15 protein-coding genes and 1 CRISPR repeat array are annotated in these 15473 nt (G+C 40.8%); of the genes, 9 read left to right on the top strand and 6 right to left on the bottom strand.

Annotated elements, in window-relative coordinates; translation table 11 throughout:
- Window positions 1-4 precede the first annotated feature (4 nt).
- Window positions 5-1363, bottom strand: a complete 1359-nt coding sequence (locus ACM5QX_RS15140) for an APC family permease (RefSeq protein WP_414754275.1) — start codon at window positions 1361-1363, stop codon at window positions 5-7.
- A 1486-nt stretch (window positions 1364-2849) separates the two neighbouring features.
- On the opposite strand from ACM5QX_RS15140, the gene nifB reads away from it, so the two are divergent.
- Together nifB and ACM5QX_RS15130 are read left to right on the top strand one after the other, a co-directional pair.
- The gene (gene nifB / locus ACM5QX_RS15135; RefSeq protein ID WP_190572910.1) at window positions 2850-4277 is read left to right on the top strand and encodes a nitrogenase cofactor biosynthesis protein NifB; all 1428 of its coding nucleotides are present in this window, start codon (window positions 2850-2852) and stop codon (window positions 4275-4277) included.
- A 108-nt stretch (window positions 4278-4385) separates the two neighbouring features.
- Window positions 4386-4685: a DUF362 domain-containing protein gene (locus tag ACM5QX_RS15130; protein ID WP_414754274.1), complete on the top strand. Its 300-nt coding sequence runs from the start codon at window positions 4386-4388 to the stop codon at window positions 4683-4685.
- Window positions 4686-4891: 206 nt separating this feature from the next.
- Here ACM5QX_RS15130 and ACM5QX_RS15125 read toward each other — a convergent pair whose 3' ends face one another.
- Window positions 4892-5221 carry a hypothetical protein gene (locus ACM5QX_RS15125; protein WP_414754273.1) on the bottom strand — a complete coding sequence of 110 codons (330 nt, stop codon included), beginning with the start codon at window positions 5219-5221 and terminating at the stop codon, window positions 4892-4894.
- A 223-nt stretch (window positions 5222-5444) separates the two neighbouring features.
- On the opposite strand from ACM5QX_RS15125, the gene ACM5QX_RS15120 reads away from it, so the two are divergent.
- Both ACM5QX_RS15120 and ACM5QX_RS15115 read left to right on the top strand, forming a co-directional pair.
- Window positions 5445-5930 (top strand): hypothetical protein, encoded by a 486-nt coding sequence (locus ACM5QX_RS15120; RefSeq protein WP_414754272.1) that lies wholly within the window; start codon window positions 5445-5447, stop codon window positions 5928-5930.
- On the top strand, window positions 5927-6316 hold the full coding sequence (locus ACM5QX_RS15115) for a hypothetical protein (protein WP_414754271.1): 390 nt from the start codon (window positions 5927-5929) through the stop codon (window positions 6314-6316). Before ACM5QX_RS15120 ends, ACM5QX_RS15115 begins: the two co-directional genes overlap by 4 nt.
- A gap of 103 nt (window positions 6317-6419) precedes the next feature.
- Here ACM5QX_RS15115 and ACM5QX_RS15110 read toward each other — a convergent pair whose 3' ends face one another.
- Complete coding sequence (locus ACM5QX_RS15110; protein ID WP_414754270.1) at window positions 6420-6695, bottom strand: hypothetical protein; 276 nt, start codon at window positions 6693-6695, stop codon at window positions 6420-6422.
- Window positions 6696-6708: 13 nt separating this feature from the next.
- Window positions 6709-7255: a CRISPR direct-repeat array (repeat unit 37 nt; unit sequence GTTTCAGTCCCCTTGCGGGGTAATAGGCTTTGGAAAC).
- Between the two features lie 228 nt (window positions 7256-7483).
- A complete protein-coding gene (gene cas6 / locus ACM5QX_RS15105) occupies window positions 7484-8668 on the bottom strand; it encodes a CRISPR-associated endoribonuclease Cas6 (protein ID WP_414754269.1) in 1185 nt (394 codons plus the stop codon).
- 21 nt (window positions 8669-8689) lie between these two features.
- On the opposite strand from cas6, the gene ACM5QX_RS15100 reads away from it, so the two are divergent.
- Window positions 8690-8842, top strand: a complete 153-nt coding sequence (locus tag ACM5QX_RS15100) for a hypothetical protein (RefSeq protein ID WP_414754268.1) — start codon at window positions 8690-8692, stop codon at window positions 8840-8842.
- Between the two features lie 237 nt (window positions 8843-9079).
- Here the strand turns inward: ACM5QX_RS15100 and ACM5QX_RS15095 are convergent.
- Window positions 9080-9873 (bottom strand): IS5 family transposase gene (locus ACM5QX_RS15095; RefSeq protein ID WP_414754267.1). Its coding sequence is split into 2 segments (ribosomal slippage): window positions 9080-9534 and window positions 9534-9873, totalling 795 coding nucleotides; the frame shifts between segments, so codons are not numbered across the junction.
- A gap of 78 nt (window positions 9874-9951) precedes the next feature.
- Entirely contained in the window at window positions 9952-10272 is a 321-nt protein-coding gene (locus ACM5QX_RS15090; RefSeq protein WP_414754266.1) for a hypothetical protein, read from the bottom strand.
- Between the two features lie 363 nt (window positions 10273-10635).
- On the opposite strand from ACM5QX_RS15090, the gene cas10 reads away from it, so the two are divergent.
- Genes cas10 through ACM5QX_RS15070 form a run of 4 tightly spaced genes read left to right on the top strand, consistent with a single transcriptional unit; the run spans window position 10636 to window position 15471 of the window.
- On the top strand, window positions 10636-12933 hold the full coding sequence (gene cas10, locus ACM5QX_RS15085) for a type III-B CRISPR-associated protein Cas10/Cmr2 (protein WP_414754264.1): 2298 nt from the start codon (window positions 10636-10638) through the stop codon (window positions 12931-12933).
- Window positions 12930-13688 carry an RAMP superfamily CRISPR-associated protein gene (locus ACM5QX_RS15080; protein ID WP_414754263.1) on the top strand — a complete coding sequence of 253 codons (759 nt, stop codon included), beginning with the start codon at window positions 12930-12932 and terminating at the stop codon, window positions 13686-13688. Before cas10 ends, ACM5QX_RS15080 begins: the two co-directional genes overlap by 4 nt.
- Window positions 13685-14989 carry a CRISPR-associated RAMP protein Csx10 gene (csx10, locus tag ACM5QX_RS15075; protein ID WP_414754262.1) on the top strand — a complete coding sequence of 435 codons (1305 nt, stop codon included), beginning with the start codon at window positions 13685-13687 and terminating at the stop codon, window positions 14987-14989. The genes ACM5QX_RS15080 and csx10 overlap by 4 nt, the downstream gene beginning before the upstream one ends.
- Window positions 14986-15471, top strand: coding sequence for a hypothetical protein (locus tag ACM5QX_RS15070; RefSeq protein ID WP_414754261.1), 486 nt, complete (start codon window positions 14986-14988; stop codon window positions 15469-15471). The genes csx10 and ACM5QX_RS15070 overlap by 4 nt, the downstream gene beginning before the upstream one ends.
- Window positions 15472-15473 lie beyond the last annotated feature (2 nt).

Genomic DNA, 15473 nt, shown 5'->3' with positions numbered 1-15473 from the left:
ATTTCTAAGCCTTACCTTGGCGGTAGCGATTCCAGAACAATATGGGGACACCTGCTATCACCACCAAAACACCGACTACAGCACCCACGTTTGTATAAACCACACTGGAATATAGTAGGTAGCCACAAACAGCACAAAAGAGTAGTGGGGTAACAGGATAAAAAGGCACACGGAATGGGCGCAGTATATGTGGTTCCTTCCGGCGCAATATTAGTAGTGATATGCCAGAAAGTAGAAAGAAAAACCAAAACACGGGTGCGGTATAGTCCACCATTGTTTCAAACCCTTTACGGGTGAATGTACCTAATAGCACTAAGGCGAGAGCGATCGCCCCTTGGACTAATAAGGCAGTCCCAGGAGTACTGGGGAGTTGTCGCCAGCTACCCATGAAGCCAAACAGAGTGAAATCTTGTCCTAAGGCATAGTTAGTACGTGCGCCAGTAAAAATAGTGGCGTTGATTGCCCCTAGAGTACAAATGGCAATCAAGACGCTAATAAATAAAGCTCCTGGTGTACCCCAAATAGTACGCATTAAATCTGCCGCGACTGCCGATGATTCCGCCATGTTAGCTAATCCCAAACCTCGTAGGTAAGCTAGATTGATTAGCAGGTAAATTGCGGTGATAATGCCAATACTCCACACTAGCGATCGCACTATATTCCGTTGTCTATTTTGTATCTCTGCGGAAATATACGCCGCCTCATTCCAACCACCATAGGAAAGTAGCACAAACACCATTGCTAGTCCCCAGCTCCCTGGAGGAGTAGATTCTATCGGAGCTACAGAATTGGCAGTGGCACCCAATCCGAATACTACCACTAGCAGCAAACCCAGGACTTTGGCTACCGTTAGTAAGTTTTGCGTCCACTTTCCCTGTTGCAAACCCACTATATTCAAGATTGTTAACAGCACAATCACCACTGTGGCATACACAGATGATGAAAATGTGCCGAGCCGCAAAATTTCCGAGGCGTAATCACCAAAGACAAATGCAAGCAGGGCAATAGAACCAGTTTGAATCACTGTCAGTCTTGCCCAGGCAAATAGAAAGGCAATTTTTTGTCCAAATGCTCGCTTTAAGTAATAGTAGACTCCACCAACATTAGGGTAAGTCGTCGCCAACTCTGCGTAACACAATGCACCGACGATAGATACTAGACCACCAGCTAGCCACAATAACAGTACAGCAATATCACTGCCTGCTTGGCTAGCTACCAGCGCAGGGGTTTGAAAAATACCTGCACCAATGACAATCCCGACAATGAGAGCAACCGCGTCTGATAGTGTTAATAATGGCTTGGGTGCAGCTGCACCAGTCGTCTGTATTTGCTCTAGCGAACTGTAATCTGTATGTCTACTCACATTGCTTCCTCATAGTTGTTTGCACTGAATCCAAAGGAAATTTAGGACGCAAATGGGATTACACTCTTTAGTTGGCCATGAAAGATATTGGGTAGTTATTTATATGGGCATAAAAAAATGACTGCTTTTGAGTCACAGATTCAGATTGTCATCAATAAATGTGAAGAAAAAGTGACAAATATGACGCTAACTCTGATTAATCACATTAAGCGATACCAAATGCTTGATAATTTTTATGTGTTAGCACTATATAAAAACTCCATAAAATGATGGATAAGCAGTTAGGTTTGAGGATTATAAACTGACTAAATTAATATGATTTACTAGTTATTTATTGAAGTAATCTATAGGAATATAATTTGACCATTAAAAATCTCTAAGTATCCGTAGAGCAATGCCCACCTACTTGTATTTCAAAAATCAAATCAGATTCTTATAGTCATATAGGAATCTGAAATTGATTTCTAAACAACTCTCAGGATCTGTAGGCAATGCCCACCGGCTCATGGTCATGGTAGTCCTATAGGTCATGGGTAAGTACTTATTCTCAATAACCAATGACCAATGACCCATTACCACATCCGCAGAATATATTTCCAGAATTAACAATTTTGATTATAAGAGTATTTTAACCTAGAAAAAAAAGATAATAAATATTAAATTTATTGAAAACAATCTGCATTAATGATGCCTAAAATAAGAGCTTGTATAGCTTATCTATTAAGCCTTACAACCTTAATTGAATATCATTTCAAATAAAACATTAAAAAAATATGAATTACATTTTTACCTGAAAAAAAATGATATGTTGGATACAGAATTGAATTTCGCACGTATCTGGAGTAGTACAACGTAATCTACTCCAGTTTTTCCCTCCCAAATCCCTTGCAAATAATGACTTTCAGCAAGATTTCAGGAGAGAATGAGTACAAAATTGTATAGTTAACAATTAGCCCAAACAGCCCTTGAATACTTGCTGTAGTTGGGTTACAAATGAGTACAATCAGATCCTGAACCCCTTTCCATAAATACTCGTACCCCAACTAGAAAATACTAGAACCCCTACCTGGAAAAAATTTTAAAAATTCTCAAAACGTCCTTGAAATCATCATTTGAGATTTTGAGTATAACTGTAATAAATCCAATAAATTCTATTCCAGAGATACAAACTGTAATAGTCGAAGACGACTGCTATAAATCTTATATCGCCAATCACTTAACGCTTCTACATAAAACGCAAGCAAAAAGTGAGTGGAGGGATGAGATAGCACTATGCCTTTGTGAATAGAGGTCGCGGCTGCATCCACATTCTACCAAGACACCCAGTTGACACACACCAGCCAAAACCAAGGACTTCATAGCCTGCCCTACTCAGCGAAGCCGCTACAGGCAATGTGGCAGACGCGACTTCAATTCTTCGGGCAAACACAATCAGCAACGGCATCTCCCACAGTGGCAGCTAGTCCACCGACATTTGCGAAATTCAATGACACCACCAGTTACAGGCTCTTCCGTTACTGAATCGACACCTACAAAAGCAAAATCAGGTGGTTGCGGATGCGACACCAGCACCACCGTGGAAATGGACGAAAAGCTCCAAGAACGTATTGCTAAACATCCCTGCTACAGCGAAGAAGCTCACCACCATTACGCGAGAATGCACGTTGCTGTTGCACCTGCTTGCAACATTCAATGCAACTACTGCAACCGAAAATATGACTGCGCGAACGAAAGCCGTCCAGGCGTAGTTAGTGAATTACTCACACCAGAAGAAGCAGCACACAAAGTCTTAGTAATTGCAGGGAAAATTCCCCAAATGACAGTTTTGGGAATTGCTGGCCCTGGCGATCCTCTGGCGAACCCAGAAAAGACTTTCCGCACCTTTGAATTGATTGCAGACAAAGCGCCAGATATTAAGCTGTGTCTATCAACCAACGGTTTGATGCTGCCGGAATATGTCGATCGCATTAAACAACTAAATATTGACCACGTTACTATTACCCTAAATACTATTGACCCAGAAATCGGCGCACAGATTTATTCTTGGGTTCACTACAAGCGCAGACGTTATAGAGGTGCGGAAGGCGCGAGAATTCTCTTGGAAAAGCAGATGGAAGGCTTACAAGCTCTCAGAGAAGCTGATATCTTGTGCAAAGTTAATTCTGTGATGATTCCCGGCATTAACGACCAGCATCTGGTTGAAGTCAACAAGATGATTCGGGAACAAGGTGCATTCCTGCACAACATTATGCCTTTGATTTCTGCACCAGAACACGGCACACACTTTGGCTTAACTGGTCAACGGGGACCTTCACAAAAAGAACTGAAGTCAGTGCAAGACCAATGTTCTGGCAACATGAAAATGATGCGCCATTGCCGCCAGTGCCGTGCTGACGCTGTAGGCTTGTTAGGAGAAGACCGCAGCCAGGAATTTACCAAAGATAAATTCTTAGAAATGGCTCCAGAATACGACTTCGACAAACGTCAAGAAGTCCACGAAGGTATTGAGAAATTTAGAGTAGAACTAAAAGCAGCCAAAGAAAAAGTACTAGCTGGCAAAGAAAAAACAGCTAGCAATCCTAAAATCTTAGTTGCAATAGCAACCAAAGGCGGCGGATTAGTTAACCAACACTTCGGCCATGCCAAGGAATTTCAGGTTTACGAAGTAGATGGTAGTGAAGTTCGCTTTGTCAGTCACCGCAAGGTTGATCATTATTGTCAAGGTGGATACGGCGAAGAAGCCACATTTGACAATATTGTTAAAACTATCGCAGATTGTAAAGCAGTTTTGGTTTCCAAGATTGGCGAATCTCCCAAAGAAAAACTGCTCCAAGCCGGTATACAGACTGTTGAAGCTTACGACGTGATTGAGAAGGTTGCTTTAGAGTTTTACGAGCAATGGAATAAGGGCTAGGGACTAGGGACTGGGGACTGGGGACTAGGTAAATTACCCAATACCCAATACCCAATACCCAATACCCAATCTCCAATCTCCAATCCCCAATCAACAAGGAGAATAATCATGGCTTACACCATCACCAGCCAATGTATTTCCTGCAAGCTCTGTTCGTCTGTATGCCCCACTGGTGCAATTAAGATCGCTGAAAACGGACAGCACTGGATTGACCAAGAACTGTGTACAAATTGCGTTGATAGCGTCCACACCGTACCTCAATGTAAAGCTGGTTGTCCCACTTGCGATGGTTGCGTTAAAGTACCTAGCGATTATTGGGAAGGCTGGTTTGCTAACTACAACCGAGTTATAGCGAAATTGACAAAAAAACAAGACTATTGGGAACGTTGGTTTAATTGTTATTCTTAGAAGTTTACACTATCAAACTATAAAAAATGCTGATTCTTGCAGAGGAGAGGGTTTTTTTCAATTCGTCGAACTCACATACCCTTTAGAAGGTAAGCGATCGCTTATGAAAAAATCACCCCTGCTTCTGGGTAAAAAGAAGTGGGGGTTAAATAGTTGATACTTTTTGCCCTGTGTGGGTGCTATGAGAAATTTTCCCCTTTTATCAACTAGCTATTGTCCCCTGCTTTATACTCTAATCCTTCACTCTCACCAGGAGTAATTTTTTGAGCAGTGCCATTAAGAATTTGCTCCCACATCTCATCAAAGCTGATACCTCGTTTCTTAGCTAAATACTCCACCCTCTGCCTAATCAATGTGTCTCGCTCCTGAAGTTGGCTACATAAAAGAGACTGTGCCTGGACAACCTTAGTACGACCACTCACCCACGCATCCACAGTGAGTAAGTCATTGTCATACTCGCCAAGCGAGGGAATAGCTAACCTTTCATCCTTTCTGGGCATTTCATCCTTTCTGGGGTTTAATTCTACTGCATTCATATTGCTACTTTAAGTGCTGCTATTTTTCCAAATCTGCCCCAGAATTGGCACAAAAAAGGATTACCCCTATAATTTATCCCAATATTGACCCATGAATGGTACAAATATGCCCACTTTTGTTAGGATGCAGAAGTACTCAAGAAAAACTAGAGGGAAATACATAAACCAAAGCTCTAAATCTGGTCGTTTTTTACTGCAACTTAATGATCAAAACTATTAAAGTATGCTGACATCCAAGTCAAAAATAACTTCTCGCCAAATTGTGGCCATAGGAACAAGCATGGTTCTGTCTACGACTGTTTTACCACCGCGTCCAGTGAGTGCAAATCCTGCGGTACTTGCACCCGCAGCTTTTTGTGCAGGCACGGCTGGGGTAGGATGTGTACTGATTGGGGTTGCTATCGTAGGTAGTACTGCTTACTATATTTGGCGATCTACCAGAAACGGGAAGTATTATGCAGCAAATGCCAATGGACAAATTAACAATTCTGCTAGATTGGTGGGTACAGCGAAGCCTTTGCAGAGTAGAGCTATTTCTGGAATAGAGGCAGCAAAATTAGGGGATGCTCACTGGGCTAATAGTGTTGCTGATTGTTACAAGATTGCTAAAAGGATAGGTAAAACACTCAAGAGAAGTAATCTTGCAGTTGGTGGTGGATACTGGTGTATTTTTCCTGGAGAAACAACAAATTTTGGAGATCACAGATGAACCTACAAGAATTAGAAGCATTTAAAGAACTAAGAGGCTACACACTTTTAACATCCATCCAGACTTTTCCTAGCTTTAATGCACCAGGATATGAACTGACGGGGGGAATGGAGGTTTGCGTCGGAGTCGATGATGCCATTACTGAGATTGAGCCTATAGTGTGGACTGCTGGTTACAAAAACCACCCCGAACACGAATGGAAGTTAGTTAGCTATGAGGTGTTTGTACCTCAAAAGATGGTTTTAGTTGGAAATGGTAATATGCAGTCATATGAAACTGCACCAGTGCATAATGCCGTTATTTTCTGCTATTACAGTCCGGTAAAACCAGAGGTAATTAACCAGTTGATTCAACAAAATCAACCTTGGGTTATGGCTAATGAATAATACTTAAACGCCAAGTTTACTCTTATTAGAAAGCGACACGCTACGCACTAAGCGTTCGCGTAGCGTTGTGCTGTCAGGATAAAACTGTAAAGCGTAGGCTGCACTACTCACAGTAAGTGCATGGAACGTGGAATACTAGCTGGTAGCGGTGAAAAGTTACCTCTCTCTCTGTAGACATCAATTTACTAAGACAAAAGATACTTCTGTTCCTCTTCTTCAACTTTTTCTGCTGCTCATCTTTACTTTTTGAAGATTGTCTTGCTTGAGAGCTTTTCGAGCTAATTTTACATAAGCTTTTAACAGTCAACGGTGGCATATTTAAATCATTAGCGATCGCTTGAGTGATTCTCCCATTTTCCATAACACTGATAAGTGGCATGAGATATTGAAGCGTTTTAGTCCCCTTACGGGGTAATAGGCTTTGGAAACATAGAGGAACAAGAGGTGATGTATGACACCATTGTGTTTCAGTCCCCTTGCGGGGTAATAGGCTTTGGAAACTCCTTCCGCCAGCATTGACACATCGCCAAAGTTGGAGTTTCAGTCCCCTTGCGGGGTAATAGGCTTTGGAAACGGCGCGACAACTCCTATGACTATGGCTTTAAGGAATGTTTCAGTCCCCTTGCGGGGTAATAGGCTTTGGAAACTGTGCCGGGACTCAGGTAGCTAACCAACAAGTAGCACGTTTCAGTCCCCTTGCGGGGTAATAGGCTTTGGAAACTTGTTCTATTTTGGCTAGGCTATGCGATCGCTAAGAGTTTCAGTCCCCTTGCGGGGTAATAGGCTTTGGAAACATATTCTTGTGACTCTCTTGGGGCTTACTTTTTCTGTTTCAGTCCCCTTGCGGGGTAATAGGCTTTGGAAACGGTTTCGCCAGATCCTCAAAATGGCAGAAGCAGTTGGTTTCAGTCCCCTTGCGGGGTAATAGGCTTTGGAAACTGCCCGGTGCTGAAACTGTTACGGGGCAAACTTCCTGGGAAGCATTTTGACGAGTCTCAAAATCAGGTCATTTTCAGACGGTCTTATTGCTAGTAATTTGCAACTTTCCCACACATTGAAACACTGTAATTATTGTATTGTCTAGGTTCTGGCAATTTTGGCGAGTCCTCAGGGTTTTTGACCCCGCTTTGATTCGTCAATCATCAAGCTAATACTCTCATTATACGATTATTTCTTTCTCTTGTCGATAGCTTGATTTGCTGATGTGCTTACTTCATTTGGCTTTAAGGCTTTCCGTGCTAATTTTACATAAGTTTTGACAGTAGATTCACGCATCTCTAAATCATCAGCGATCGCCTGGAGTGATTCTCCCATTTCTCGACGAGCCAAAACAGTGGCCCAGGTAGCGGCGATTTTATCAGTGCGATCGCCACCCTTGCGTTTACGTTGTGCTGTGAATATTTCTGTCAGTTCCTCGATCCTTTCTGCCAATATATTCTCCAACAACTGAGCGGATGTAGTTGGCTTCTGCTCTACCCAGTCTAAACGTGTTTGCCCTAAACCAAATGTCGTTTTATGTCCTGTGCCGCAATAGGGCGCTAACTGCACCAAAGCATAAAATAATTTGGTAAAGTCTGCATTAGCTAACCCTGCCCGGCTCAAACCTAAAGATATTGCACCTGTAAAACCTGTGACTGACCCCCGCTTCCCTGCTGCTACTTTCTCTGACTGCAAACGATGTTGATGAATGATCACGTTTTCGTCTATCCATTCCAAAAAATTCTCTTGATTTACTGGCATATTGGAAAAGTCATTCCATCGCCGCAAGTAACTATGAAACAGATTTTCTGGTACTGGTAGAGGGAAATGATGACCTTTGCGCCGAAAACTGGTAGGTGAGACAAAGCTCAGATTGACTAATGATGGTTGCGTTGATGGTTGCAATAACTGTGCATAAGTTGTTGGTGCATGAGCGATACTCACTTGTTTTATCTGTAGAGGTGTGCCACTTAACTCAATAGTTTTCGGTAAGTTCGTCAACCATTCTTTGAGGAACAATGCCACTCTTTGAGACAGTGCATTGATATGCCAGTGATATGTTTGCTTTGCTTCTAACCTTAATTGCTTACCACTAGGTAGCAGTTGTCCCTCTAATGCTGAGATATTGAAGGGTTTTTCCGATTCTCCATCATGAAGATAAGCCGAAAGGTCTGGGTCAACTTGCTGCACTTGATGCAGAAACCAAGCATGAAGTCCGATGGTGTACTGTGAGTAGAGAGAAGCTGAGTCTGTTGCCTCTAAGTCAAACACCAAGCCTACCAATTCTGTCTCATCTGCCCAAGTGGGGACTGGAGATGTTGGCGCTGATTTAGCTCTAGGCTTGCGTTTGGTTGTTGTGGCTGCTCGTGGCATCGCTTGGTTTGACTCAATATTATGTTGAATATTTTAGGCGATTTCATCCCCCTATGGGGAAAGTTTTTTGGTGCGGGCGATCGCTTGTTTCCGTTCTTGAGCAGAGTCAGCCAAATATGTGAAATTAATACTAATGCTGTTACTGTTGACGTAACATCTTATCTATCTTCATAGATAAAAGTAGAGAGAATAGTGAAAATGTCAGAAATTAGTCGAATAGGAGTGTTACAAACAGAGTACCACTGATATCTATTTAACAAGTCCCAATGTTTGCTTTCTAATGCTCTACTATCACCATAAGTATAAATAATTATAGGTATTTTATATTGTGTTGCTTTAAGATATACAGATTCAAAGTAACTAAAATCAGAGCCATACCCGATAATAAGAGACTATTTATAAAGTAAATCTTTAGACAACAAGACGGCGTAACATAATACGAGTCATAACAGCGTATATGGCAGTTTCACTCATTTCTGGCAGATGCTCATAATCCTTACTGAGACGATGGTACTGGTTTAACCAACCGAATGTTCTTTCTACTACCCAACGTTTCGGCAAAACTTTCCATTCTTGTTCAGTACGCCGTATTACCTCAACATGAGCTTGAATCATTAACCAGACACAAAGCGCAAATTTATCACCGTCATAACCGGAATCGACCCATAAAACTTCCACTTTTTCCAGTAATTCTGGGCGTTCTTCTAGTAACTCCATCAAAGCATAGGCAGCAAGTACTCTTTCTGGGGCATTTCCTTCACTAACAATGACTTTCAACAACAATCCCTGGCTATCAACTATGGTTTGTCGCTTTCTTCCTTTTACCTTTTTAGCTCCATCAAAGCCGTACACATCCCCCTTTTTTCAGCCGTTTTTACCGACTGACTATCTGCGGCGATCGCCGTAGGTTGTGTTGATTTACCTAGTTTTAAGCGAACTTGACCACGCAATGTATGGTTTAATTTTTCCCAAACTCCCTTGCGCTGCCACTTGCGATAATAGCTGTATACCGTCGAACTTGGCGGGAAGTCACCCGGAAGCATATTCCATTGGCATCCCGTTTTCAAATGATAATAGATGGCATTGCATATTTCACGCATATCTGTTGTGCGTGGATGCCCTCCCTCTTTAGCTGGTGGAATCAAGGGAGACAGGATTTCCCACTCCATATCAGTTAAGTCTGTAGGGTAAGACTTTCGCGCCATGAGCAACTATGTAAATACACTGTCTATGAGGTATCTTATACTTGTCGTCACTCATTTATCCTCTCTTTTAGATTTACTTTATAAATAGCCTCTAACAAGGCTTTTTGCATCTATATTATTAATTTTACGAATATCACACGTCTTAAAATCTGCATTAAATAAACGATTGTTTTTAATTTCTTCAAATTCAACCTCCATCTCTTTCTTGTTTTCATAAGGCGGATAAAATACTTTAATTTTTCTTTGTAAGTTATTAAAGAAGATTTTTTCTCTTTTTAAAAGAATATTTAGGACTTTATAAGTTGTGAATGCTCCAATAGCCATTGACAAAAGTATGGTCAAAATACCAATTAATAAATCAAGGTTACTTAAGTACTGATAAATTGTTTGTCCATTCATACTATTTACTCCAATAGAATTTATTTTCGTGACATGATAATCATCAAAACAATTATTTAATTCAACCATAAAAACTTTATTAGCATGGTTTAAAAATATTAATTTTTGCCTTGTATATAGCAATATTAGATATAAATAAAATACACAACTTAATATTTAAGTTTATAAGTTGATTAAATTTATTCCTAAAGGCAATTATTTAACAATCTCTCACAAAAGAATATTTTTGTTTTGACGGGAGCCTTAGTATAAGTTAGTCTAAACAGTTAGAAGATAAAAATATCACTTAGTAACACAGTCTGTTATGTCAGCAAAGCAGTACTGACACGTAGCCAATAACCCCTCCATGCCTCATTTAATAACATGAATGACGATTCTCGCACGCGCATAATTACTGCGATCGCCTGGTGTCTCACTTGGGACAAAAGTCACAATCTCAATCAGGATGAAACCAGTACGTTGCATCAAATACGACAGGCAATTAAAGATGAGCAGGACGTACCGGAGAGTATCAAATCTGTTGTTAAACAAGCACAGCGACTCTATGATATTCCTAATGACTATGAACCAGAAACACTGGAAGACTTAAAGAAAGATTATCCAGACCTTTGGGATGAAAGCCGGCGCATTGGTTTGGTATACGGGGGAGCTACGAAAATCAGACAATACGTGTTTGAAGCTGCTAAACTTAACGATATTCGTGGTGCATCGGCGTTACTGGATCGCATAAATCTTGATGATATCCCTGGTTTTTTTGGAGAGGGTGGGCGATCGCACAGACTAAAAAACTGGCTTAATAAAAATGGATTTTCTGACTTAAGACAAGCCTTAATTCCCGAATTGATTATCTACTCTACAGGTGGTAGTGTTCTTGCTTTCTGTCCTGCTGTATTGACTGACAAACTCGCCAATGCAATTGAAAAACGCTACACTCATGAAACTCTAACCGCTAATTCCTGTGCTGTTGGTGATACTTTCAGGCTTTTAGAATTACGCTTTGGGTTACTACAAGACCCAATTGAAAATACACTTTGGCTTGAGGAATACAAACAAAAACAAGAAAATAATCTTATTATTCAAGCTTATTTTAACCAATCAAATGAATCAGACTTAAACAAGAAATTTTGGCTACGCAAGAATTTTAACGAACTTGTGGGAAAACTTGCTAACCAATTTACCCACCGTCGTAACGGAAACGCATCACCAACAAAACGTCTGACTCGTTCTTACCCGCCGATGTTTGAAACTCATCCCTACTTACAACGAGATGGAGCTGACAATCGCGCAGCTGTAGCAAAAACAGATTTACCAGGAACGCCTAGTTTTTCCGACGCTTTAGCACGCAAGGTCATTGTTGGACAGCGTAGCAAACGCGATCGCCAGCAACGACGGCGATGGTACAAAAATTTTCGATTCCGCAGACAGTCAGGGAAGGAAGAACTATGGAGTCCTGGTTATTTTCCTAGTTGGGTGACAAGATTTCACGAATTTTTACAACAATCAGGAAGCGATCGCCAATATTATCAAATCACAGAACGTGAACAAGTAACAGAGGCTTTTTCTTTGCGTGAAATAGGTAATGTCAGTAAACTTCGTGGTTTTGTTGGCTATATCTATGCGGATGGTAACAATATGGGTGGCTACCTCCGCCAGCACATCCGCACACCAGAAAAATACCGCGAGTTTAGTGAACAAGTTTTAAATGCAACGCTAAATGCTGTTTACATCGCGCTAGAAAAACATCTTAAACCGCGCGAACTCAAGAATCTCATTGACCCAGATAACGCCCACCGAAATGGTGATTGGATTTATCCTTTTGAAATTATTACGATTGGTGGCGATGATGTTTTATTAATTGTCCCTGCGGATAAAGCCTTAGATGTTGCTAAAACTATTGGTGAAGAATTTGAGCGAGAAATATTAAAATCACCAGGATTTAGAATTAACATACCCTACGACCCTGAAAAAGTCCACCGCTATCAAGGAGAAAAACCATCTGAGTATACATTTCAATGTGAATTAAGTATGTCGGCAGGTGTTTTAATAACTGCTGACAATACACCGATTTATTACGCACAAGAACTCACCGAGCAACTTCTAAAATCATCGAAGAAACTTGCCAAAGAACTCAAAAGCTATGACTATTATGGTGGAACGGTTGACTTTTTAGTATTAAAAGCCGTAACAATGATTGCTTCAGATGTCAAAGAGTTCCGCGAGCAAGGATTAACAAAAGGCAATCTTAAACTATATGCTTCACCTTATACCCTTCATGAATTGGGAGGGTTATTACAGACTGTGGAAGCACTTAAAAAAGCCAAATTTCCTAAATCACAACTATATCAAATTCGCAGCTTGTTAGAGCGAGGTAAACATACTGCTATCCTCAACTATCGTTACTTCCGAGTCAGACTACAACAAGGACAGCCTGAACTAGAAAAGCACTTTGAGCAGGCATGGTGTCAACCAAAAGATGAAAATAATCACGGTAATCTTGCTCCTTGGATGTCTAGAAAGCCAAAAGAAACTGATGCAGAATCAGAAAAAACTATCTATGAAACTCTTTGGCGTGACTTAGTAGATTTATACCCATTTTTAGTAGAAGATGAGCCAACACCAGCGAACCAAGGAGAACAACTAGAACAAGGAGTCAAGCAATGATTGACCTGAGTACACTTTCCCAAGGAGAATCGAAATACTGGGAAATAAATGCAATTATTGATACAGCTTTGTGTGTTGGTGCTGGTGGTTCATCTGGTTCACTTGCAGATAAACCCATTGTCCGCAACGCCCAAGGACAACTTTTAATTCCGGGTTCTCAAATTAAAGGTAGGCTGCGTCACGAATGCGAAAAACTGGCAAGGGCTTTAGGTTGGCAGATTTTTTATGCACCTGTAGCCACAGAACTTTGTCCAAATAAAAGCCAAGTGTGGAGTCAATTTCAAGAAATATATCAAGTTACAGGCTACAAAGGCTACCACTGCGTTGTATCGCAAATCTTTGGCGACCCAATCTTACCATCCCGTGTGATGGTGGATGATTTTATCTGTACAACACCAGTTGAGGAACTAGCAGAAGTTTTTCGTCCTGGTGTGACTATCAACCGTCGTCGTCGCACGGCTGAAGAAAACAAACTCTATTTATTAGAAACGTCGCCTGCAAATGCCCAGTTAGAGTTTAAGGGTAAGATTTACCTACAGCCCCGCTTTCCTTCTGACAGTCCAGACTTAGCAAAGCCTTTGATTTTTGCTGCTTTACGACGCATCTACGCTTTAGGAGGCAGTAAATCAACAGGTTTGGGATGGTTGCATTGGCAGAATTTACCGACATTATCTAATGATGATCCGATATGGTCAAATTTGGATGCTAAGGAGTATCTAGCAAATCGTCAAGTTTCAGTTGGTGGTGCTGCATGAAGCGAATTGAACTGACCATCAAAGCATTGTCACCCTTGGCAATTGGTAAACAAAAACCCGGCGGTTCTATCAATGAAGTGGAAAGATATATTCCAGGTTCAGTGTTGCGTGGTGCGATCGCTAAACATATCCTACAACGTGCTGGTAGGGAACTCGAAAATCTGGCAACTAACGGCGGTGACTTCGCAGATTTATTTTTAGCAGAAAATCCAGCTATTTTCCAAAATGCCTACCCCGCAGTTGCTAAAGTGGAGAGCAAGCATCAAGTAGTAGATAACACTATCAAAGTTTTACCTGCAACTGCTGTTAGTTCCAAAGCCAATCCTGGCTTCTTACCCAAAGGACATGGTGTATTTGATACATTAATTGACTCGTTTTGTGCCGAACAATTCCAGCATTCTTATGACCCCAGTAGTTTGAAAGCAGTCAAACAAGGGGTAGACCCGCGAGTTGAAACCTACAATTCTTTATATAGCAAACATCAGGGGCAATACTGTACTCATACGGCTACAAGTCGTTTGTTAACGCGGGTGGGCATTAATCGTTATCGTGCTACATCTAGTGATGATATTTTATACAGTATCGAAGTTCTCAACGAAGCATTTATAGCTGCAAATGAGGGTAAAAATAAGCAATGGGCTAATTACGTTTATCGCAGTTATGTTAACGTTCCTAATGACTCTTTAGCTGAAAAACTCAAGTATTTTATCAACAATAACTCTGAAGTTTTTCGGGTCGGTGGTTCAGTATCGCGTGGGCTAGGTAAAGTAAAAATTAATGCTGAAAATAATCAAATTGCTGATGATATTTCTAGTCGCATAGATCAATTTAATCAAGCATTACATAAACGCTGGCAAGATTGGTCTGAAGCGTTTGGCGATGGGCTACGCCCCGCTAGAAGCGATCGCACACCTAACCCAACTAGTAAACGCACTTTCTTTACACTTAACTTGCATTCTGATGCAATTTTAACTGAAGATTGGCAGCGTACTACAGTAATTTCGCCAGAAATGCTTAAGAATTTTGCAGATGTGGAAGATCCTAGCTTACAACTCCACACAGCTTACAGTAGTTATAGTTACACTTCTGGTTGGAATAGTGCTTGGGGTTTGATGAAAGATGTTGAACTTGTCACGAATAAAGGGTCAGTTTATTTATTTAGCACTGAAAATCGACAGTTGTGGAAGGATGCACTCTCTAGTTTAGAGTTGCGGGGTGTAGGCGATCGCACCTGTGAAGGATTTGGACAAGTGGAAGTTTGCAACGAGTTTCATCAAATATTTCGGGAGAATGCAGTATGACAGATTTGACTGAACAGCAACAAAAATTCCAGCAGCAAAGAGAAAAACAACATAAAGAACTCAAAATTCAAAAAGAAATTCGTCAAGTTGAAGATGATTTAGTTATAGCCATCGAGAAAATTTTAAAGGATGAAAATTCATGTAAAAATTTAGAAAAATCACAATATCGAAATTTAATGCACGTTGCTGATACAACTGATAGCACAGAAGTTATCAAAAATTTTTTGCGCTACCAATTAGGGCGAGATAATAAGTGGGGTGAAGGCAAAAATTCACTTGCTCTACAAATTATTGATGATATTGATAATTTACTAAAAAATAAAGCACAAGAAATAGTCGAGAAAGTAAAGTATAGCGATAAATTTAAAATAGTTTGGCTGGAATTAACCCGCCGTTATCTTGGTTACGGTTCACGTCGCCTTAAATATCTTAAACCTGACAAAGATAATTCTTATCGCAATACAAATCAAAAAGTCAATTAGCA

It is taken from the genome of Anabaena sp. CCY 9910 (assembly GCF_963920875.1).
GTDB classification, from domain to species: Bacteria; Cyanobacteriota; Cyanobacteriia; order Cyanobacteriales; family Nostocaceae; genus Trichormus; species Trichormus variabilis.
The sequence above is the reverse complement of the archived record's forward strand: the minus strand, read 5'-3'. Positions and strand labels throughout refer to the sequence as shown.

Excerpts from the sequence above, each read along its gene's own strand:
- nifB (WP_190572910.1), top strand. The coding sequence starts at position 2,850 with ATGACACCACCAGTTACAGGCTCTTCCGTTACTGAATCGACACCTACA.
- ACM5QX_RS15130 (WP_414754274.1), top strand. The coding sequence starts at position 4,386 with ATGGCTTACACCATCACCAGCCAATGTATTTCCTGCAAGCTCTGTTCG.
- ACM5QX_RS15125 (WP_414754273.1), bottom strand. The coding sequence starts at position 5,221 with ATGAATGCAGTAGAATTAAACCCCAGAAAGGATGAAATGCCCAGAAAG.
- ACM5QX_RS15120 (WP_414754272.1), top strand. The coding sequence starts at position 5,445 with ATGCTGACATCCAAGTCAAAAATAACTTCTCGCCAAATTGTGGCCATA.
- ACM5QX_RS15115 (WP_414754271.1), top strand. The coding sequence starts at position 5,927 with ATGAACCTACAAGAATTAGAAGCATTTAAAGAACTAAGAGGCTACACA.
- ACM5QX_RS15110 (WP_414754270.1), bottom strand. The coding sequence starts at position 6,695 with ATGCCACTTATCAGTGTTATGGAAAATGGGAGAATCACTCAAGCGATC.
- cas6 (WP_414754269.1), bottom strand. The coding sequence starts at position 8,668 with ATGCCACGAGCAGCCACAACAACCAAACGCAAGCCTAGAGCTAAATCA.
- ACM5QX_RS15100 (WP_414754268.1), top strand. The coding sequence starts at position 8,690 with ATGTTGAATATTTTAGGCGATTTCATCCCCCTATGGGGAAAGTTTTTT.
- ACM5QX_RS15090 (WP_414754266.1), bottom strand. The coding sequence starts at position 10,272 with ATGAATGGACAAACAATTTATCAGTACTTAAGTAACCTTGATTTATTA.
- cas10 (WP_414754264.1), top strand. The coding sequence starts at position 10,636 with ATGAATGACGATTCTCGCACGCGCATAATTACTGCGATCGCCTGGTGT.
- ACM5QX_RS15080 (WP_414754263.1), top strand. The coding sequence starts at position 12,930 with ATGATTGACCTGAGTACACTTTCCCAAGGAGAATCGAAATACTGGGAA.
- csx10 (WP_414754262.1), top strand. The coding sequence starts at position 13,685 with ATGAAGCGAATTGAACTGACCATCAAAGCATTGTCACCCTTGGCAATT.
- ACM5QX_RS15070 (WP_414754261.1), top strand. The coding sequence starts at position 14,986 with ATGACAGATTTGACTGAACAGCAACAAAAATTCCAGCAGCAAAGAGAA.